General features: G+C 67.0%; 15 protein-coding genes, 1 tRNA gene and 1 pseudogene. 9 read left to right on the plus strand and 8 right to left on the minus strand.

The features are described from left to right. Window positions 1–123 precede the first annotated feature (123 nt). Window positions 124–987, plus strand: a complete 864-nt coding sequence (locus tag KRX55_RS04090) for a class I SAM-dependent methyltransferase (protein WP_218406540.1) — start codon at window positions 124–126, stop codon at window positions 985–987. A 12-nt stretch (window positions 988–999) separates the two neighbouring features. On the opposite strand, the gene polA is transcribed toward KRX55_RS04090, so the two are convergent. Then, entirely contained in the window at window positions 1,000–3,660 is a 2,661-nt protein-coding gene (gene polA, locus KRX55_RS04095) for a DNA polymerase I (RefSeq protein ID WP_218406716.1), read from the minus strand. Window positions 3,661–3,840: 180 nt separating this feature from the next. On the opposite strand from polA, the gene KRX55_RS04100 reads away from it, so the two are divergent. Further along, window positions 3,841–3,917, plus strand: a tRNA-Leu gene (locus tag KRX55_RS04100). Window positions 3,918–4,036: 119 nt separating this feature from the next. Here KRX55_RS04100 and KRX55_RS04105 read toward each other — a convergent pair. Both KRX55_RS04105 and KRX55_RS04110 read right to left on the minus strand, forming a co-directional pair. After that, window positions 4,037–4,690: a hypothetical protein gene (locus KRX55_RS04105; RefSeq protein ID WP_218406541.1), complete on the minus strand. Its 654-nt coding sequence runs from the start codon at window positions 4,688–4,690 to the stop codon at window positions 4,037–4,039. A gap of 515 nt (window positions 4,691–5,205) precedes the next feature. Further along, window positions 5,206–6,513: a hypothetical protein gene (locus KRX55_RS04110; protein WP_218406542.1), complete on the minus strand. Its 1,308-nt coding sequence runs from the start codon at window positions 6,511–6,513 to the stop codon at window positions 5,206–5,208. A gap of 189 nt (window positions 6,514–6,702) precedes the next feature. On the opposite strand from KRX55_RS04110, the gene KRX55_RS04115 reads away from it, so the two are divergent. The 4 genes from KRX55_RS04115 to KRX55_RS04130 all read left to right on the plus strand — a co-directional run bounded on the left by KRX55_RS04115 (window position 6,703) and on the right by KRX55_RS04130 (window position 10,405). After that, window positions 6,703–7,653, plus strand: a complete 951-nt coding sequence (locus KRX55_RS04115) for a DUF368 domain-containing protein (protein WP_218406543.1) — start codon at window positions 6,703–6,705, stop codon at window positions 7,651–7,653. 79 nt (window positions 7,654–7,732) lie between these two features. Next, window positions 7,733–8,650, plus strand: coding sequence for an ABC transporter substrate-binding protein (locus KRX55_RS04120; protein WP_200259317.1), 918 nt, complete (start codon window positions 7,733–7,735; stop codon window positions 8,648–8,650). A gap of 56 nt (window positions 8,651–8,706) precedes the next feature. Further along, window positions 8,707–9,630, plus strand: coding sequence for an amino acid ABC transporter permease (locus KRX55_RS04125; protein ID WP_200259315.1), 924 nt, complete (start codon window positions 8,707–8,709; stop codon window positions 9,628–9,630). A gap of 10 nt (window positions 9,631–9,640) precedes the next feature. Next, window positions 9,641–10,405 carry an amino acid ABC transporter ATP-binding protein gene (locus KRX55_RS04130; RefSeq protein WP_304505529.1) on the plus strand — a complete coding sequence of 255 codons (765 nt, stop codon included), beginning with the start codon at window positions 9,641–9,643 and terminating at the stop codon, window positions 10,403–10,405. 312 nt (window positions 10,406–10,717) lie between these two features. Here KRX55_RS04130 and KRX55_RS04135 read toward each other — a convergent pair whose 3' ends face one another. The 4 genes from KRX55_RS04135 to KRX55_RS04150 form a co-directional block, all read right to left on the minus strand. Then, window positions 10,718–11,473, minus strand: a complete 756-nt coding sequence (locus KRX55_RS04135; RefSeq protein WP_218406544.1) for a sulfite exporter TauE/SafE family protein — start codon at window positions 11,471–11,473, stop codon at window positions 10,718–10,720. A gap of 269 nt (window positions 11,474–11,742) precedes the next feature. Next, complete coding sequence (gene coaD, locus KRX55_RS04140; RefSeq protein ID WP_218406545.1) at window positions 11,743–12,231, minus strand: pantetheine-phosphate adenylyltransferase; 489 nt, start codon at window positions 12,229–12,231, stop codon at window positions 11,743–11,745. A 2-nt stretch (window positions 12,232–12,233) separates the two neighbouring features. Then, window positions 12,234–12,851, minus strand: coding sequence for a 16S rRNA (guanine(966)-N(2))-methyltransferase RsmD (gene rsmD, locus KRX55_RS04145; protein WP_218406718.1), 618 nt, complete (start codon window positions 12,849–12,851; stop codon window positions 12,234–12,236). Window positions 12,852–12,858: 7 nt separating this feature from the next. After that, window positions 12,859–13,071 (minus strand): acetyl-CoA carboxylase biotin carboxyl carrier protein subunit, encoded by a 213-nt coding sequence (locus tag KRX55_RS04150; protein ID WP_218406546.1) that lies wholly within the window; start codon window positions 13,069–13,071, stop codon window positions 12,859–12,861. Window positions 13,072–13,649: 578 nt separating this feature from the next. Between KRX55_RS04150 and KRX55_RS04155 the strand changes: the two genes are divergently transcribed. From KRX55_RS04155 to pflA, 3 genes and pseudogenes are all read left to right on the plus strand, one after another. Beyond that, a complete protein-coding gene (locus tag KRX55_RS04155) occupies window positions 13,650–14,069 on the plus strand; it encodes a DUF3319 domain-containing protein (protein WP_218406547.1) in 420 nt (139 codons plus the stop codon). 468 nt (window positions 14,070–14,537) lie between these two features. Beyond that, window positions 14,538–16,934: pseudogene (gene grcA2, locus KRX55_RS04160) on the plus strand (autonomous glycyl radical cofactor GrcA2). Between the two features lie 47 nt (window positions 16,935–16,981). Beyond that, a complete protein-coding gene (gene pflA, locus KRX55_RS04170; protein WP_218406549.1) occupies window positions 16,982–17,860 on the plus strand; it encodes a pyruvate formate-lyase-activating protein in 879 nt (292 codons plus the stop codon). 280 nt (window positions 17,861–18,140) lie between these two features. Here pflA and KRX55_RS04175 read toward each other — a convergent pair whose 3' ends face one another. Then, on the minus strand, window positions 18,141–20,258 hold the full coding sequence (locus tag KRX55_RS04175; RefSeq protein ID WP_218406550.1) for an ATP-dependent DNA helicase RecG: 2,118 nt from the start codon (window positions 20,256–20,258) through the stop codon (window positions 18,141–18,143). Window positions 20,259–20,260 lie beyond the last annotated feature (2 nt).

Consider the following 20,260-nt stretch of genomic DNA (forward strand, 5'->3'; position numbering starts at 1 on the left):
GTAACGACGTTTCCCGATGCCACCCTCCTATTGTGAGCGGCATCTTGTCGCCTTTACAGACACACGAGATCAACAATAACCGGGATTCGATGTTCGGGCAACCGGAACGCATACCATGACGGGATGAACGATTTCGACCCCTTCCCCCCGATCCGCCCGGACTTCCGGCACGTGAGCACCGACCCCCTCGACTCCGCACTCGTCACCGACGCGGAGTCCGCCGCGGCGAACCGCGCGTGGTGGGACTCCGACGCAGCCGCCTATCACCGGGAGCATGCGGCGTATCTGGGTGCGGACTCCCCTGTCGGCGAGTTCCACTGGTGCCCGGAGATGCTGCACGAGCGGGACGTCAGGCTCCTCGGTGACGTCCGTTCCGCCGGTGTGCTGGAGATCGGTTGCGGATCCGCCCCGTGCGCCCGGTGGTTGGCCGCGGACGGCGTCGGATTCATCACCGCCTTCGATCTCTCCCGGGGAATGCTCGAGCGGGCGGACAGCTCGGGTGCCGGGCGCCACGGCGTTGCCCTGGTCCAGGCGGACGCGATGTACCTTCCGTACCGGGACGCATCCTTCGACGTGGCATTCAGCGCCTTCGGTGCCATCCCCTTCGTCTCCGACAGCGCCGGGCTCATGCGGGAGGTCGCCCGGGTCCTCGTTCCCGGCGGCCGGTTCGTGTTCGCCGTCAACCATCCGATGCGGTGGATCTTCCCCGATGACCCCGGGGAGGAGGGACTGACGGCCTACATCAGCTACTTCGATCGGTCCGGCTACGTCGAGCGCGATCCGGAGACAAGGGAGGTGACCTACGCCGAGCAGCACCGGACGATCGGCGACCGGATCCGCGAGCTGATCGGGGCCGGTTTCGTCCTGGACGATCTGATCGAGCCGGAGTGGCCCGACGACCTCACGGAGACCTGGGGCCAGTGGTCTCCACTGCGTGGGAACCTCTTCCCGGGGACGGCGATCTTCGTGGCCCACCTTCCCCGTTGACCACGGGCCGGGTCAGTGCGCCGCAGCGTCCCAGTTCTCCCCGGATCCGGCGGACACCTCGAGCGGCACGTCGAGGGTGATCGCCCCGTCCATCTCGCGCTCCAGGATCCCCCGGACCTGGTCCAGCTCCCCGTCCGCGATCTCGACGACGAGCTCATCGTGCACCTGGAGCAGCACCCGGCTGCGGACACCGGCGGCGCGCAGTGCGGCGTCGACACGCAGCATCGCGACCTTGATGATGTCGGCGGCGGTCCCCTGGATCGGGGCGTTGAGCGCGGCTCGTTCCGCGTTCTCCCGCGCCACCCGGTTCGTCGAGGACAGTTCCGGAAGGTAGCGCCGACGGCCGAAGAGCGTGGCCGTGTAGCCGTCCTGACGGGCGGTGTCGACGACCGTGTCGAGGTACCGTTTCACTCCGCCGAAACGCTCGAAGTAGTTGCCCATGATGTGCTTTGCCTCGCCCGCCGAGATATCCAGCTGCTGCGACAGGCCGAAGGCGCTCAACCCGTAGACGAGCCCGTAGGACATCGCCTTGACACGGCGCCGGAGTTCCGGGGTGACCTGATCGACCGGCACGTCGAACACCCGGGAGCCGACGAAGTTGTGCAGGTCCTCACCTTCCCGGTACGCCTGGATCAGCCCCGCATCTCCCGAGAGATGGGCCATCACGCGCATCTCAATCTGGGAGTAGTCGGCGGTGAGCAGGGTGCTGTACCCGTCGCCGACCACGAATGCGCCGCGGATCCGGCGGCCGGCCGGGGTGCGCACCGGAATGTTCTGCAGGTTCGGATCAGTGGAGCTCAACCGGCCGGTGGAGGTCACCGTCTGGTTGAACGTCGTGTGGATGCGTCCGTCATCCGCGACGGCCTTGATCAGCCCGTCGAGGGTGGTCTTCATCTTCTGGAACTCGCGGTGCGCCAGCAGATGATCGAGGAACGGGTGCGGGTGCTTTACCGCGAGCGACTCGATCTCCTTCGCCGCGGTCGAGTAGCCGGTCTTGGTCTTCTTCGTCTTCGGCATGTCGAGGGTGTCGAAGAGCACCACCTGCAGCTGCTTGGGGCTGGACAGGTTGAGGGTGTCGTCCCCGGCGATCTCACGCGCCGCGGTCTCCTCCGCCTCGACCTTCGCGATGAACTCGTCCCGCTGCTGTTCCAGTCTGTCCGTGTCCACGGCGATGCCGGCGTGCTCCATCCGTGCGAGGACAGGGATCAACGGCAGTTCCAGCTCCCGGTAGAGCGCGAACGAGTCGATCTCCTCCAGAGCTGCGGTGAGGGCGACGGCGAGATCGGCGATCGCCTCGGCCTCGGCGATGAGACCGGTGTGGTCCTCGTGCACGTCCAGCAGGGAGAGCTGCCCGGAACCGTTCCCGGAATCAGCGCCTTCGAGCTGCCGCTGCAGGTGGCGTTGCAGGACGTCGCCGAGCCCGTAGGTGCGCTGACCGGGGCGCAGCAGGTAGGCGGCGATGGCGGTGTCGTGCGTGATGCCGGCCAGCTCCATGTTCCGGCCCGCGAACATGTGCCAGGCACTCTTCGCCCCGTGCAGGTACTTCGGGGCCGCCGAGCTGACCCACTCGGCGAGTGCCTTCTCCTCGGCGGGGTTCAGGTCCGCGACCTCGACGACGAGGGCGTGCCGGTCGGCGTCGACGAACGCCACGGCCTCGATGTCCCCGGCTCCGGGGGTCGCGGTGCCTGCTACGGCGACAGCGAGCCCCCGCTCAGCGCGGACGGACAGCCAGGTGTCGAGAGCCTCCGCGTCCACGGTCAGCTCCGGACGTTGTTCGGCCGGCGGTGCACCGTCGGGTGTCGCTCCGTCGTGTTCGACCGCCGCCAGGATCCGCTCCCGGAGGTTCGTCCCGAACTGCAGCTCGTCGAACTTCTCCGCGAGTGCGCTCACACTCGCGGGGTTGAGTTCCAGCTGATCCGGACCGTACGGCAAGTCCATGTCCTTGACCATCTCGGTCAGTTCGCGGTTCATGCGCACCTGGTCGAGGCGCTCCCGGAAGTTGTTCCCGATCTTCCCCTTGATCTCGTCGGCGTGCGCCAGCAGTTCGTCGAGGCTGCCGTACTGGGTGATCCACTTGGTCGCCGTCTTCTCCCCCACGCCGGGGATGTTGGGCAGATTGTCGCTCGGGTCCCCCCGTAGGGCCGCGAAGTCCGGGTACTGGGCCGGGGTGAGGCCGTACTTCTCCTCCACCGCGGCGGGCGTGAACCGGTGCAGGTTCGAGACACCACGCATCGGGTAGAGAACCGTCGTCGTGTCGTTGACCAGCTGGAAGGAGTCCCGGTCGCCGGTCACGATCGAGGTCTCGAAGCCGAGCGGCGCAGCGGCGACGGACAGGGTGGCGATGATGTCGTCGGCCTCGTAGTTCTCCTTCTCGATGGTGACGATACCGAGGGCCTCCATGACCTCCTTGATCAGCCCGATCTGCCCCTTGAACTCCTCCGGGGTCGCGTCCCGCTGCGCCTTGTACGCGGGGAACCTCTCGCTCCTGAATGTCTGCCGGCCCACGTCGAAGGCAACGGCCACGTGGGTGGGCTTCTCCTCCCTGAGGAGATTCGCCAGCATGGAGATGAATCCGTACACAGCGTTGGTGTGCTGGCCGCCGGTGGTGGAGAAGTTCTCCGCGGGCAGGGCGAAGAACGCGCGGAAGGCCATCGAGTGACCGTCGATGAGCATCAGTCGTTTGACGTCTTGGGGCTTTTCTGCAGAGGCACTCACGGGATACGAGTGTACTGGGCGGCGGGTGCCCGCCGGGGCGTCCGTCGCGTCTTCTGCCCCGATCTACGACAGCCGGTGGGACGGGACCGTGGTCCCGTTGTGGGCCTCCGTCCCCCTTCAGGTATCATCGTCACGCACGCCCCCGTAGCCCAATTGGCAGAGGCAACGGATTCAAAACCCGTCCAGTGTGAGTTCGAGTCTCACCGGGGGCACCACGGGCAGGGAAAGCCGGCAGGATCTCCCGGATCCGACAAACGTCCGGGGACAACGCGCACGGCGCTGTTGTCCCCGGACGTTTCCGTCGGTTCATGCCGACATCCCGGGATCGCGACCCTCACGCCGCGCTCCGGAAACCCGGTCCGCACGCCCGCCACAGCACGATGACCGTCCCGACCAGTCCCGCGGTCGCGAGGATCACACCACTGATCACCGACGACCACCGCTCGGGCCACGGGAGCATCTGCGGGGGCGAGAGCATGCGGAGGAGCTGAGGCTCCGCCACCGCCCCGACCGGCACCAGGAGCCTGGCGACGACGCCTGTCCGGTCCGTGCGCGCGGCGAGCAGTCCACACAGGCCGAGCGGCACACACAGCAGCACACCGGCGTAGAACCACATCAGGTTGTCGCGCCAGATCGTGTCGGGGTAGATCCCCACCATCCGGCCGAATCCGTAGTGGATGATCAGGGTGAGCTCCGCCGCGACGCCCCCGCCCAGAGCGGACGGGAGGGGCCGGCGGAGTCGGTAGCCTGCGAACACGGCGACGGCGGCCCAGACTGTTCCGCTGCTCAACAGCTTGCTGACGGTTTTCCGTACCACCGAGTAGGCGGTCAGCTGACCGCTCAGTTCAGCGGTGGATGTCCAGTTCGACACGGCGGACAGGACCCCCGCAACGAGACACACCGTGAGAATCTGGCGGACATCCCGCCAGAGGACCGGTTCCCCCGATCCGGCGTTCCAGGGACGAGACCCGCGATCGTCTCTATTCATGCAGGTCATCATACCGGGCGCAGTGCGGCGGCGCCTTCGTCCTGGGCCGGACACCGCCCCCTTCACAGCGCCGCTCCCGGCGTCCGCCGTGGCGAGCGGCGCCGAGCCATCCCGGACCGTGCCGACCTACGGCCCCGGGGAGGGTCCGGGTACCGGTGAGCGGGCGCTGAACGGGTATACGGCTCACCGGATTCCCACGATCGACACACCGCCACGTCTTCGTCGCCCCCCGCAGGCGTCCGGGGCGACCCCTCCCCTGATCGTCATCCGTGGCAACCCTCGGCGGGCCGGCGGTCGGACACCGTCGGAGCGCGTGATCCGCAACCGAGCTTCCGTTGAAGGCCTCGGCGGGTGGAATCCACCCATGGCCCGCACGTCATCCGTCACCCTGATGCCTGCGCCGTCGCCGTGGGTGACGGACACACCGTGGACGGATCGACCACCTCGTCCGGGGACGACCGGAAGCGACCGGACACAGTCCCGGAGGATGGGGTGACGGTCCCGGTCCCGGGTACTCAGCCCTTGGTGGCGACGATCTCGTCCGGCGTCGCGGGGAGGTCGACGGAGACCGGGTCCGTGCCTCCGGTCAGCACCACGGCGTGGAGTTTCCCTGCCGCGGGATCGGTGACGTAGGCGCGGTTTCCGGCGACGGCGAGCGCGGGGCGCGGTTCCTGCCACTCGTCCGGTTCCTCCCAGGGCTCGAGGACGTCGATGGTCCGGATCTCGCTGGCGGTACCGGGATCGATGAGGTGGAGCTTTCCGTCGGTCCCGAGAACGACCGCGGTGCCGTCGGCCGTCATGGCAAGTGAGCGGAAGGTGTAGGACGTCCCGAGGTCGACCAACCGGAGTTCACCGGTCTCGACGTCGATGATGCTGACCCGGGTCGGATGTTCACGACGATCCTCCTCGGCTGCCTTCTGATCGGACTTGTAGTCCCCGAGAACGAAGCGTGAGGTACCGTTTCCGACCTGGGTGGCGATCCGTCCGTAGGGATCGGGCGACGTTGCCTTGGTGGCGCCGTCTCCACGGTGGATCAGCGCTCCGTCGGTGCAGCCGACCACGACGGCCCCGCCCCCGGCCTCAGCTGCCCCGTGTGCACCGGGACACTGTTCGAAACGCTTGAGCTCCGAACCGGACGCGTCGTATTCGGCGATGCCGATCCGTTCGGCATCGTCGTCCGCGATGGTGGCGACGTAGGTGCCGTCCTCGTTCCGGACCGCGATTCCGTGGTGCGGGGGCAGCGTGAACTGCTCGGACACCGTCATGCCCCCCAGATCCACGTCGGTGACCGTTCCGGTCTTGTCGTCGAAGAGAACGGCGTGACCTTCTCCGCCGACGACATGTCCGGGCTTGACGGCGTCCACCGTGAACTGGAGCAGGGACGGGTCACCCGCGAAGTGGTGTGAGTGGTCACCGTGGCTCTGTGAGTAGGAGCCGATGTCGAGGACGCGGAATCCGCCGGGTGTGGAGACGAAGACGTGCCGGTCGTCACCGGCGCGGTTGAGCCGCAGGTATCCGTCCTCGGGCAGATCGGCGATGACCGCGGGTGCTGTTCCGGCCCCCGGATCCCCGGCGTCCAGGACGGTGATCCCGCCCTCATGGGCCACGGCGATCCTGGGCTGGGCACGGCGGGACTCGGCGAGCTCTCCCGCCTCTCCGTCGGATTCTCCGTCACGGTGTTCCGCGTTCGTCGTCGGCGGAGCCGTCTCACCGGAGGATGACGGGGTTTCCTCGGTGGAGGGGTCTGCGCCGCATGCCCCGAGCAGGAGCGCCGATGCGGCGAGAACCCCGATCAGGGTTCGGTTCTTGGTGGTGGATGTCATGGGGATAATTAAACGGTATTGATTTTCATTGTCAAATTCGGGTGGTTTTCCGGTACTCCCCCTCTCGAGTGTCGACCCGGACGCGGGACACGTCTCCGCTCCCGGAGCCGGCGGGAAACCCGTGTAATCTTTCCCCGGACACCGCAGCCCGATCAGTCGGGAAGTTCGTACCGAAGGAAACCAGGAACCATGAGTCAGTCCCCATCACCAGCACGCACCCGTACGGGCATCGGCGAAATCCTGCTCAATGTGATCCGCGGCGGACTCATAGCACTCGCGGAACTCGTGCCCGGTATCTCGGGAGGCACCATCGCCCTCGTCGTCGGTGTCTACGAACGTGCCCTCGACGCGGGCAACGATCTCATCACACTGGCGAAATCGTTCCTCACCGACCGCCCGAACATCCGGAGGAACGCGCGTGCGGTCGACTGGGGACTCATCATCCCGGTCGGAACGGGAATGCTGCTCACGGTGTTCGCACTCGCCGGAGTCATGAAGAGCTTCGTCGAGAACCAGCCCGAGATCTCCCGGTCGTTGTTCCTCGGCATGGTCGCGGCCTCCATCATGGTCCCCCTCCGGATGGTCGACCGGACTGACCTGCGGAAGAGGGGTGCCGTCGCGGGGATCCTGTTCGTCGTCGCCGCCGCCGGCACCTTCGTGCTCACCGGCTTCACCGCGGCCGAGAACACCTCCCCGGCGCTCCCCCTCGTCTTCGTCGCCGCGGCGTTCGCCGTCTGCGCGCTCGTTCTTCCCGGGGTCTCCGGTTCCTTCCTTCTCCTGGCACTCGGACTGTACGGTTTCGTCCTCGGCGCGGTGCACGACCGGGATCTCACGGTGATCGCGGTATTCGTCGCGGGAGCCGGCACGGGAATCATCCTGTTCATCCGCCTGCTCGGATACCTCATGCACCACCACCGCACCCTGACCCTGGTCACGATGGCGGGCCTGATGCTCGGATCCCTGCGCGCACTGTGGCCGTGGCAGACCGCGGACGCCGAACTCCTCACCCCCTCCGGCAACGTCGGCGTGTCCGCCCTGTTCATCGTGATCGGCGCCGGGGCTGTGGTGGGCACACTCCTGGCCGAGCGGATGACACAGCACCGCAACCGTCAGGTGAAGGCCCTCCGCGACCTCAGCTGATCCGGAAGCACGACCGACAGACCCCGGATGGCGGACAGGGCGGCTAAAGCAGTTGTTAAGCATGGGTTAGAATCGCTTCATGCTTTCCCACTTCCCCCGTACCGGTGGCACCCGGAGCCGCCTCGCCGCCACGCTGACCGCCTCGGCTCTGGCACTCACCGCCTGCGTGACCAACGAAGAGACCGGCCACCCCGACGGGTGGGAGGAACTCGACATCGCCGCAGTTCCCGAGATCGCCGCCATGGTGCCCCCGGAGATCGCGGCGGACGGCACGATCACGATCGGGACGAACGTGCCCTACGCCCCCGCCGAATTCAAGGACTCGGCCGGCGACATCATCGGTTTCGACATCGATCTCGCCCGCGCCGCCGCACAGGTGATGGGCCTCGAGCTCGAGGTGGCGGACCAGGACTTCTCGCTCATTCTCCCCTCGGTGAGTGCGGGCACCGTGGATTTCGGGGCATCGAGCTTCACCGACAACGAGGAACGGCGACAGAGCTACGACTTCGTCGATTACCTCTACGCCGGTATCCAGTGGTCCGCCCAGACCGGAGACCCGGTGGATCCGGACAACGCCTGCGGACTGACCGTCTCCGTCCAGCGGAACACCGTCAGCGAGACCGACGACATCAACCCCAAGTCCGAGGCGTGCGTCGAAGCGGGCCTGGAACCGATCACGAAACTCGCCTACGATTCCGCGGACGGCGCGGCCACCGCGCTGGTCCTCGGGCGGGCGGACGCCATGTCGAGTGACTCCCCGGTCGCGGACTTCGCGGTCGCACGCGCGGACGGGAAGATCGAGACCACCGGCGACCTCTTCGACGCGGCCCCCTTCGGCTGGCCCGTACCGAAACAGTCCCCGCTCGGTCCCGCCCTCGCCGCTGCGCTCCAGCACCTGGTGGATACCGGGGACTACGAGCGCATACTCGGCTTCTGGGGGATCGAGCACGGCCTCATCGAGACCGCACAGATAAACGGAGAGCCGTACCGGCCCTGAGCGACGCATCCCGCAGCCCCACCCGACCGACATTCTCACAGACACAGAGGATCCCCATGCCACACACCACCGCCACGGCGCCGAAACCCATCGAGGCGAAACAGCTGCGTCATCCGGGCCGCTGGATCGCCTCCGCCCTCCTGCTGCTCATCGCCGTCGGAGTGCTCTATTCGGTCGCCACCAACGAGGCTTTCTCCTGGGACGTCTACCGCAGCTACGTCTTCGACACACGGATCCTCACCGCCGCCGGACGCACGATCCTCCTGACGATCCTCGCGATGATCATCGGTGTCGTCCTCGGCGCCATCATGGCGGTCCTCCGGATGTCGCCGAACCCGGTCATGCGGTCGGTGTCGTGGTTCTACCTCTGGATCTTCCGGGGAACCCCGGTGTACGTGCAGCTGGTCTTCTGGGGTCTGCTGTCCACGCTCTACCAGACCATCAACGTCGGTGTCACCGAAATCGACGTCGAGACGCTCCTGCAGAACACATTCTTCCTCGCGGTCATCGGTCTCGGGCTCAACGAGTCCGCGTACATGGCGGAGATCGTGCGTGCAGGCATCCAGGCGGTCCCGGAGGGACAGACCGAGGCTTCCAAGGCACTCGGCATGAGCTGGTGGCAGACGATCCGCCGCACCGTTCTCCCGCAGGCCATGCGCATCATCATCCCTCCGACCGGCAACGAGCTGATCTCCATGCTCAAGACCACCTCGCTCGTGGTCGCGGTGCCCTACTCACTCGAATTGTTCGGCCGGTCGATGGACATCGCCAACAGCCTCTTCCAACCGGTTCCGATGCTGATGGTCGCCGCGACCTGGTATCTGGTGATCACCTCGGTCCTCATGGTCGGTCAGTACTACCTCGAACGCCACTTCGCCCGCGGCTCGTCGCGAGAACTGTCCTCGCGCCAGCTCGCCGCACTCGCCGACGCCGAGGGTGTCCCGCCCAGCAACATCACCGTCTCCCCGACCACGAAGTAGGACTACTCACATGACAGACCTCATGATCGACGCACAACAGGTGTGCAAGAGCTTCGGACAGCTCCAGGTGCTCAAGGGCATCGATCTCCGGGTGCCCCGGGGATCCGTCACGTGCCTGATCGGGCCCTCCGGCTCCGGAAAATCGACGATGCTGCGCTGTGTGAACCACCTCGAGAAGTTCAACGCGGGACGCCTCTACGTCGACGGCGAACTGATCGGCTACCGGGAACGCGACGGAATCCTCCACGAGATCTCCGAGAAGGAGGCCGCCCGGCAGCGCGCCGACATAGGAATGGTGTTCCAGAGCTTCAATCTCTTCCCCCACCGTACCGTCATCGAGAACATCACCGAGGCCCCGATCCAGGTCAAGCGTGTCCCCGCGGACAAGGCCCGGAAGAAGGCCCTCGAACTGCTAGACCAGGTGGGCCTGGTCCACAAGGCCGACGCCTACCCGGTCCAGCTGTCCGGTGGACAGCAGCAGCGTGTCGCCATCGCCCGCGCGGTCGCGATGGACCCGAAGCTGATGCTCTTCGACGAGCCGACCTCCGCACTCGACCCCGAACTCGTCGGTGAGGTGCTCGGCGTGATGAAGCAGCTCGCCGCCGACGGCATGACCATGCTCGTGGTCACACACGAGATGGGGTTCGCCCGCGAGGTGGCCGACCAGGTCGCGTTCATGGACGCCGGTGTGGTCGTCGAGTCCGGACCGCCCTCGCAGGTGATCACGAATCCGCAGCACGAACGCACGCAGGCGTTCCTCTCCTCCCTCCTCTGATCGACCGGCACCGCGTTCGGTGGCGGTGCCGGGCCGGTCGACGGGGATGAGGGGACCACGGTGGGACACCTGTCCCCGTTTCGATCCGGCCCGGCTCCCGGTCGTCCGTGGGGTGCATCTCCCGCGCCCCACCGGACGGCACCGCCGAAATCGGATCCGCCTCCGCGGGGACCCGCGCACAGATGCACCCGCGGCAGCCCATCCACATGATCCGACCCGGTGCCGGTACAGAGCGGATCGATCCACATCTCGCGGTGGTCCTGCACGGCGCCTCCCTGTCCGCACGTTCGCGCGACGATGACCGGGCGGGCGTCAGGAGCCGAGGGAGGTGACGCCCTGGATGATCGCGGTGATCCCACCGAGACCGGCGACGGTCAACGCGGTCCGACGTGCGGTCTCCCGGGGGATGACCCGCGACAGCATGGTCCCACCGAAGATCCCCACGAGCATCCCGACGAAGGCCACCGGCCAGATCGTGGGCGGAACGGCGGTCACCGAACTGGCACCGAGGAGAATCTTCAGGATGAAGGACAGCCCACCCGAGATCACGAACAGCGGTTGCAGGGTCGCGGCGAGCATCTGGTGCTGCCACCGCGCGGCCTGCGCGTAGACGGTGATGGCGGGCCCCGCGGCGCCCGCGAGGGTATTCATGAACCCGCCGATGACGCCGGCGGTGAACAGGCTGCCGTTGCCGGATACATGCGGGATGTGGCGTCGTCCGCCGAGGACGACCGCCAGGGCGACGAGGAGGAGCGTACCGACGATGATCTGCAACGGTGCCGCGTTGATCGCACGGATGAGGAACACCCCGGGAAAAGCCCCCACGAGGAGGGGAACGGCCAGCAGCCTGACCTTCCGCCAGTCGACGTACTGACGCACCGTCCAGGTGGTCAGCGCCGCGTTCACGGCAGCCAGGGCGTTGACCACCAGAACACCGTCCGCGGGGCCCAGGAGTATCGCCAGGACCGGGACGACGAGGAGACCGAATCCCATGCCCGATATGCGCTGCAGACAGGACCCCAGCATGACGATGATCACCGTGATCGAGACGGTGGCGAGGACACTCATGCGGGGAATGGTACAGCCGCGGCCGGAATTCACCGTGTCGGCCCCGAATTGGGCTCCTCCGGTCGCACTTGCACCGGTCCGGCACCACCGGAACCTGTGCGGATGCAGACATGTCGTTCCGGCAGAGGGGTAAAGCGGGGGTGACGTCCGGAGGTCGACCGTCTCGGCCCGGTCCGGCCTCCGGCGGCGCCGAACAACGGGATGAGGCGTTGCGTCCCGTGCGGGCGGTTCCGGCCCGCACCGCCGAATATCCGGCGAGGTCGGGCCGGTCAGTGCCCGGTGGGACCGTCAGAGAACTTCGCGCGGATCGCCGTGGCGACATTCGGCGGCAGAATCCCCGACACGTCACCGCCGTGCCGGGCCACTTCCTTGCACAGGGTGGATGAGATGTACCCGTACTTCGGGTCCGTCAGGAGGAAGAACGTGTCCACGCCCGACAGCCTCCGGTTGATCTGCGCCATCGGCAGTTCGTATTCGTAGTCGATCCCGGAACGGAGGCCCTTGACGAGGGCGGTCACACCGTTTTGCGTGGTGTAGTCGACGAGCAGACCGGACCAGGTGTCGACGGTGATCCCGGAGATCCCGGAGACCGCCTCCTCGATGAGCCGGACCCGCTCATCCATCGTGAACAGGCCCTGTTTCTTCGGGTTGACCGTGACCAGAACCGTGACCTCGCCGAACTGGTCGGCGGCGCGCCGGAAGATGTCGAGATGACCCATGGTGACGGGATCGAAGGATCCCGGGCAGACGACCCGCATCGTCACTCCCCTGTCCCGTCGTCGGATGAGGGAACGCCGACCACGTCCCCGGCCAGGTCGGCGTGGAAGACGGCCATGTCCATCCGGGCGCGACCGTAGGTGCGCTTCTTCAGCTTCTGGGTGGTCGGCACGTAGCAGGCGGGCCACGCCGTTTCCGGGGACTCGACGTGTCGTTCGACGACGACCGCGGCGCCATCCGCGAGTACTGGGACCAGCGCGGTCAGCATCTCCGCCACCGCCTCATCCGCGAGCTCGTAGGGGGGGTCGGCGAGAACCATGTCGAAGTGCCCGCGGGGCGCACCCGCGACGTAGACGGAGGCCTTCATCTCCGCGACGGTGACGTTCGGATGCCCGACGACCGTGGCATTGTGCCGGATGGTGTCCGCGGCAACCCGGTTGTTCTCGACGAGCACGACCTCATCGGCGCCCCGGGAGGCCGCCTCGAGACCGAGTGCACCGGATCCGGCGAACAGATCCAGGACCCGTCTACCGGCGAATCCGAACCTCACCTGCAGTGAGGAGAACAGGCCCTCGCGTGCCCGGTCGCTGGTGGGACGTGTTCCCGCCGGCGGCACCTTGATCTTCCGCCCCCGGGCCTCACCGGAAATGATGCGGGTCAGGCCCATGTCAGTTCTCCTCCAGTTCGAGTAGCATGTCACCGCCGGTCACATCGGCGAAGTCGGGGAACCTCCGCCCGCGGACGACTCCGGGCCCCGGGGCGATGACGGGAGCCTCGAGTTTTACCGTCTCGACGACGGCGAGGGGGTGTCCGGTGTCCACGTATTCACCGTCCGCCACCGTGTAGCGGACTATTCCGGCGAACGGAGCACAGATTCTCATGGCTTTCAGCCTATCGCACCGACGGAGCGGGGAGAGCGGTTGACCGGAAGCCGTCGCACCGGCCGGTATCAGCCCCTGAACGGGGGCGCTACACCTAGTAGATCCGCTGCGTCCAGGCACCGGATAGAGCAGAATCGCAAGCAGACGGTTCGTCGTCGGTCCCGTCATCATCAGCCATGCCGCCGTGTCGACGACGGCGGGGAGCCCGAGGAGAGACCATGTCCCCAGAACGACCACCGAACGATCCCTCCGGCTCCAGTGGCCGCCCCTATCCCGGGCCCGGCCCGGGCTCCCCGTACCCCCGCATTCCCGGGGACGCGCCCGGCTCCGGTTTCGGCGGACCGGGCCCCACCGGGAACACCCAGCCCGGGCCACCCCCCGGCTTCTATCCCCCACCACCGGGCCCCGGCGTCCCCCAATACCTCCCGTCGGGTGCACACCAGGGGCCGCCCCCCGGTTCCCCTCCTCCCGGCTGGCGACCGGGGCAGTCCCCCGTACCCGCGCCCCAGCCCCGGGGTGACCGACGGAAGCACTCCGCCGGAGACGGCGAACGGAAGCCGTTCTTCCGTAGGTTCGGGATGTTCTTCGCCGGCTTCGTGGCGGGTCTCATGACCTGGGCGGTCGGTCTCGGTGTCTCCTCCTACATGGTCGACCGCGACATGGAGAATGCGGAGCGGACACTGTATCTCCAGGACGGCCCCAGCGTCGGTCCCGGTAAACACGAGGTCGGCGTCGACGCCGAAAGAAGCTGGTACTGGTCGCCGGGCGGCGACTCCTGCACCTGGCGCGTACTTGACGCACGGGGAAGGGTGCTCTCCGAGAAGAGTGACTGGGTCAATGAGATGGCGGATCTCCTCGATCCGAAGGCCGCCGTCTTCGAGTCCCTGGGATGCGGCGACTGGCGGCCCGTCTCATTCCCGAACGAGGTCCTGATGGGACCGGACGCGCCCCGGGTGAAACCGGTCCCGGCGGGAAGCACCCCGGGAATCTCGCTCTGACCTGACGGGAACCGGGCCCCGTCGCGGGCCTGTTGACACTCCCCCACCACCGGCCCCACGGCCCGTGGTGCGGGGACGGATCCGGGGCGTCGGATTCTCCGACCCCCGGACGAAGGTGATGGTGATCATTCCCACAGCGGGGCGTCACCGCTCGCGGACGGGTGAAAAAACACGTTCTGCCTGCACCTCCCCGGAGTCGACCGGTAACGGGGTGACCTTTTTACCCCCGTCATCGGTGGAATGTCCTGCACGCCTCCGGCTATCAGGCGTAGCGTCGAAAATGTTGACGCGATGAGCTCTCCGAGGAGCCGGACGCCACCCCCGATTCTTCAGGGGGACGGAAGGCCAGTCGAACGCGATGGGATATTCGACCGCTGCACACCAGTCTGATGGGACTCGTTCGCGTGAGTGAACCTGAAACCTGGATTCCCCAGTTGACACCCCGTCTTGGAAAGGTCTGAAGCAACCGTGACCACATTCGCTCCAACCCCCACCGACACCGACTCCCCCTGGGAAGGGTTCGAGTCCGGTCCCTGGTGCGATCACATCGATGTCCGCGACTTCGTCCAGCGGAACTACTCCCCCTACACCGGGGATGCGGCATTCCTCTCTGGACCGACCGCCAAGACCCTGCGGGTCTGGGACACCCTGGAGAAGGACTACCTCGCGGAGGAACGCAAGCGCAGGGTGTACGACGTCGACACGCACACACCCGCGGACGTCGATGCCTTCCCCGCCGGCTACATCTCCGATGATGACGATGTCGTCGTCGGCCTGCAGACGGACGTTCCGCTCAAGCGGGCGATGATGCCCAACGGTGGCTGGCGGATGGTGGAACAGGCGATCCGCGAAGCGGGGAAGGAGCCCGACGAACGGGTCAAGGAGATCTTCACCCGCTACCGCAAGACCCACAACGACGCCGTCTTCGAGATCTACACCCCGCGTATCCGCGCGGCCCGGTCCTCGCACATCATCACCGGGCTCCCGGACGCCTACGGACGCGGGCGCATCATCGGTGACTACCGTCGCGTCGCGCTCTACGGTGTCGACCGGCTCATCGAGGACAAGGAGGCCGCGAAGCATGCGGTTGGCTCGAACCCGTTCAGCGAACACTGGTGCCGCTACCGCGAGGAGCACTCCGAACAGATCAAGGCGCTGAAGAAGCTGAAGAAGATGGCCGCGGACTACGGCTTCGACATCTCCCGGCCCGCCGCGACCGCGCAGGAGGCCGTGCAGTGGACCTACTTCGGCTACCTCGCCTCGGTGAAGAGCCAGGACGGTGCCGCGATGTCCTTCGGCCGCCTGTCCCCGTTCTTCGACATCTACTTCGAGCGTGACCTCGCCGCGGGCCGGATCACCGAGGAGGACGCGCAGGAGATCATCGACCAACTGGTCCTGAAGCTGCGGATCGTCCGGTTCCTGCGCACCATCGACTACGACCAGATCTTCTCCGGCGACCCCTACTGGGCCACCTGGTCCGACGCCGGCTTCGGCCAGGACGGTCGGCCACTGGTCACCAAGACCGCGTTCCGCCTGCTGCAGACCCTGCGCAACCTCGGCCCGGCACCGGAGCCGAACATCACGGTGTTCTGGGATCCGGCTCTACCTGAAGGCTACAAGGAGTTCTGCGCCGCGATCTCCATCGAGACCTCATCGATCCAGTACGAGTCCGACGAGCAGATCCGCAGCCACTGGGGTGACGACGCCGCGATCGCCTGCTGCGTCTCCCCCATGGCCGTCGGCAAGCAGATGCAGTTCTTCGGTGCCCGCGTCAATGCCGCAAAGGCCCTGCTCTACGCCATGAACGGCGGACGTGACGAGGTCTCCGGAAAGCAGGTCGTCGAGGGCTTCACCCCCATCGAGGGCGATGGCCCGCTCGATTTCGACGAGGTCTGGCACAAGTACGAGGACATGCTGGACTGGGTGATCGGCACGTATGTCGAGGCACTGAACATCATCCACTACTGCCATGACCGCTACGCCTACGAGGCCGTGGAGATGGCACTGCACGACTCGGACATCCAGCGCACGATGGGCTGCGGTATCGCCGGCCTGTCCATCGTCGCGGACTCCCTCTCCGCGATCCGGTACGCGAAGGTCTACCCCGTCCGCGACGAGACCGGGCTGATCGTCGACTACCGCACCGAGGGCGACTTCCCGATCTACGGCAACGACGACGACCGGGCCGACGACATCGCTGCGACGATCGTGCACACCGTCATGGCGAAGATCAAGGAGATCCCGATGTACCGGGACGCCATCCCGACCCAGTCGGTGCTGACGATCACCTCGAACGTCGTGTACGGCAAGGCGACGGGCGCATTCCCCTCCGGACACAAGGCCGGTACCCCGTTCTCCCCGGGCGCGAACCCGGAGAACGCCCTCGACTCGCACGGCATGGTCGCCTCGATGCTGTCGGTCGGCAAACTCGACTACAACGACGCCCTGGACGGAATATCCCTGACCAACACCATCACACCTTCAGGCCTCGGTCGGACGCCTGATGAGCGGATCCGGAACCTCGTCGGTGTCCTCGACGCCGGATTCATCATCGACGACAACGACTGACCCACTGTTCTTCCCCATCCAACTCAACTCAAAGGAGCACCACCCATGTCATCCCTCTCTTTCGACGAACGCCTCGCCGACATGAAGTCCAACCGGGCCGCAACGCACTCCGGTTCCGGTCTCTACCACGCCAACATCAACGTCCTCGACCGCTCGACCCTCGAGGACGCGGTGGAGAACCCCGACAAGTACCCGAACCTCACCGTCCGGGTGTCGGGATACGCCGTGAACTTCGTGAAGCTGACGAAGGAGCAGCAGCTCGACGTCATCTCCAGGACGTTCCACGAGGGCGCCTGACACCACCCGCCCGCTGAGGCACGGAAGTACCGAAAAGGAGCACCACCATGTCCGACGGCATCAACTCCCCCGTCGTCGTCGCCCCCTCCGAGGGGCCGAGGATACGGGGAGCCGCCGAGGGCATCGGTGGTGCCCACTCCGTACTGCCGGATGACGCCGAGGGCCGCCGGAAACTGATCGCGGCCCGGCGCACCGGTGATGTCGGCCTGGTCCACTCCTGGGAGCTGGTGACCGCGGTCGACGGTCCGGGAACCCGAATGACCCTGTTTCTCTCCGGGTGCCCGTTGCGGTGCCAGTACTGCCACAACCCGGACACGATGGAGATGCGGACCGGCACACTGGAGACCGTCGAGGACATCATCGCCAAGGTGAAGCGCTACCGGGCGGTGTTCCGGGCCTCCGGCGGAGGGCTGACCATCTCGGGCGGCGAACCGCTGTTCCAGATCGCGTTCGCCCGACGGGTGTTCACAGCCTGCCACGACGCCGGGATCCACGTCGCCGTGGACACCTCCGGGTTCCTCGGCTCCCGGTTGACCGACGCCGATCTCGACTCGATCGATCTGTTCCTCCTCGACGTGAAGTCGGGGGACCCGGACACCTATCACCGTGTGACCGGCCGCGAACTGCAACCGACCATCGACTTCGGTGACCGCCTCGCGGCACACGGAAAGAAGATCTGGATCCGGTTCGTTCTCGTGCCCGGACTCACCGACGACCCCGACAACGTGGGCAAGGTGTGCGACATCGTCTCCCGGTGGAAGGGCTCGGTGGAGCGCGTCGAGGTGCTGCCGTTCCACAACATGGGCCGGGACAAGTGGCACGAACTCGGCATGCACTACAACCTGGAGGACACGAAACCGCCCTCCGCCGAGGAGACCGAAGCCGTCCGCGACCGGTTCCGGGCCCGCGGATTCACCGTCCACTGATCCGCCCGCGACCCACTACCCCGCAACGATCCGTGCGCGGTTCTTCCCGTACGGCGCCACAGCGCGCCCCACGGTCATCCCCCACCACGGATGCGGTCTCCTATCCGGTTACGGCGAATCCTCGCACAGCCACACCGCCCGGAGGCCGGAGAACCTGGTCGCGCCCCCGGCGGCACCGCGCACAGCGGCACCGCCCCGCAGGGTCCGGGGAACCATTCCGCCCCCCGGTCTGCACCGGCGGTGGAAAGCCCGGGGCCCGGGGTCACCGGACACCGAACCGTCACGTCTTGTCGATGAACTCCTGCTCCTCGACCTCCACGTCACTGACCAGCTGCTCCGCGAGTCCGCGGTTCCGGGTCACGAGCTCCGCCGCGTCCCGGGAGGCCCGCTCGATCATCGGGGCGTCGTCGATGAGGTCGAGCAGCCGGACGTGACGGCGTCCACCGGACTGCGCGGTGCCGAGGACATCGCCCTCCTGCCGGGAACGCAGATCCAGCTCCGCGAGGCGGAAACCGTCCGTCGTCGCGGCGATCGCGCTGACCCTAGCGAAGGAATCGGAGTCCTCGGGCTGGTCGGTGTGCAGGAGACAGAGTGAGGAGTGCCCACCACGGCCCACCCGACCGCGCAGCTGGTGCAGCTGGCTGACCCCGAAGTTGTCGGCCTCGCGGACGTACATCACGGTGGCGTTGGGCACGTCGATGCCGACCTCGATGACGGTCGTGGACACGAGGATGTCGATCCCGCCGGCGGCGAAGTCGGACATCACCCGATCCTTGTCCTCGGGGTGCATCCGGCCGTGGAGCAGCCCCACGGTGAGCTCGGGGAAGATCTCCCCGCGCAGGAGCTCGAAGGTCTCGGTGACCCCGCCCTCGCCGTCGATGCGTGGGCAGACGACGAACGCCTGACGCCCCCGCGCCACCTCCTCGCGGATGCGTTCCCACGCCCGGCGGACCCAGGCGGGCTTCGATCCGGGGACCACGGAACTGCTGATCGGGCGACGACCGCCGGGCAGTTCGCGGAGGGTGGAGACCCTGAGGTCACCGAACGCCGTCATCGCGATGGTGCGGGGAATCGGGGTCGCCGTCATCACCAGCAGGTGCGGTGTCCCGCCGTCGCGCCCGGCGCTGCGCAACCGGTCGCGCTGTTCGACACCGAAGCGGTGCTGCTCGTCGACGACGACCAGCCCGAGATCGAAGAACTCGACCCCGTCCTGGATGAGGGCATGGGTGCCGACGACGATGTCGGTCTGCCCGGAGACGGTGTCGAGCAGGGCCCGTCGACGGCGTGCCACGGTCATCGAGCCGGTCAGCACCGTCACGGTCGCGGGCACACCGGCCGCCATTAGGGTCGCCGTGATGCTGCGGGCGTGCTGGACGGCGAGCACCTCGGTCGGGGCGAGCAGCGCGCACTGTCTACCGGAGTCGACGACCTGGAGCATGGCCAGGAGTGCGACGATCGTCTTCCCGGAACCGACCTCCCCCTGCAGCAGCCTGCTCATCGGTACCGGGGCGGCGAGTTCCCCGGTGATGTCGGCACCGACCTCCCGCTGGCCGTCGGTCAGCGGAAACGGGAGGTTGGCGAGCATCGTCGCCTTCTGTCCGTCCGGGGCCTCGGGGCAGGCGGGTGCGACGCGGGCTGCGGCGTCGGCACGGCGCAGGGCCATGACGAGTGCCAATGACAGGGCCTCGTTGTACTTCAGACGCTCGATGAAAGGCGCCGGGCCCCGGTCGTCGGGTTGGTGGATTCCGCGGATCGCCTCGTCGAAACCGACCATTCCTTCCGGTACGACATCGAGCGGTTCGGGGATCCCGGGCGTCTGTGTGAGCACGGCGTTCACCGCGCCGAGCAGCGCCCAACTCGTCACCCCCTTCTTTCCCGGGTAGACGGCGAGGTACTCGAGCTGGGAGAGCAGCTCCTCCAGTTCCTCCGGGGAACCGAAGTCACCGAGGGTACGCAGCGATCCCGTGGCGAACTGTCTGCGCCCGGGTTCCGGGAGGATCACGTACGCGGGGTGGGAGATCTCGGCCTGTCCGCGGAACACCCGGAGTTTGCCGGAGAACATCGCCCGGACACCGGTCTTGAGTTGTCTCGCCGGGAGTCTGGCCTGGAAGAAGGTGGCGGAGAGGGTGCCTGTGCCGTCGCTGATCGTGATCCGGTGCATCTGTTTCCCGGTGGACGTGTACCCGGTCCTCGCCGAGATAACCGTACCGACGCAGGTGACGGTGTCGCCCGGCTCCGCGGCATCGACGTTGACTCCGGCTCCGTGGTGGGACCAGGCGCGAGGGAAGTGCAGGAGGAGTTCATCGACGGTGGTGTACCCGAACGCCTTCTCCAGTGCTGCGGCGTTCTTCTTCGGGATCAGATCGTCGATTCTCCGGGGGTCGAGCCAACCGAGCATGG

The sequence above is a fragment of the Corynebacterium sp. TAE3-ERU16 genome (assembly GCF_019209935.1).
GTDB lineage: Bacteria > Actinomycetota > Actinomycetes > Mycobacteriales > Mycobacteriaceae > Corynebacterium > Corynebacterium antarcticum.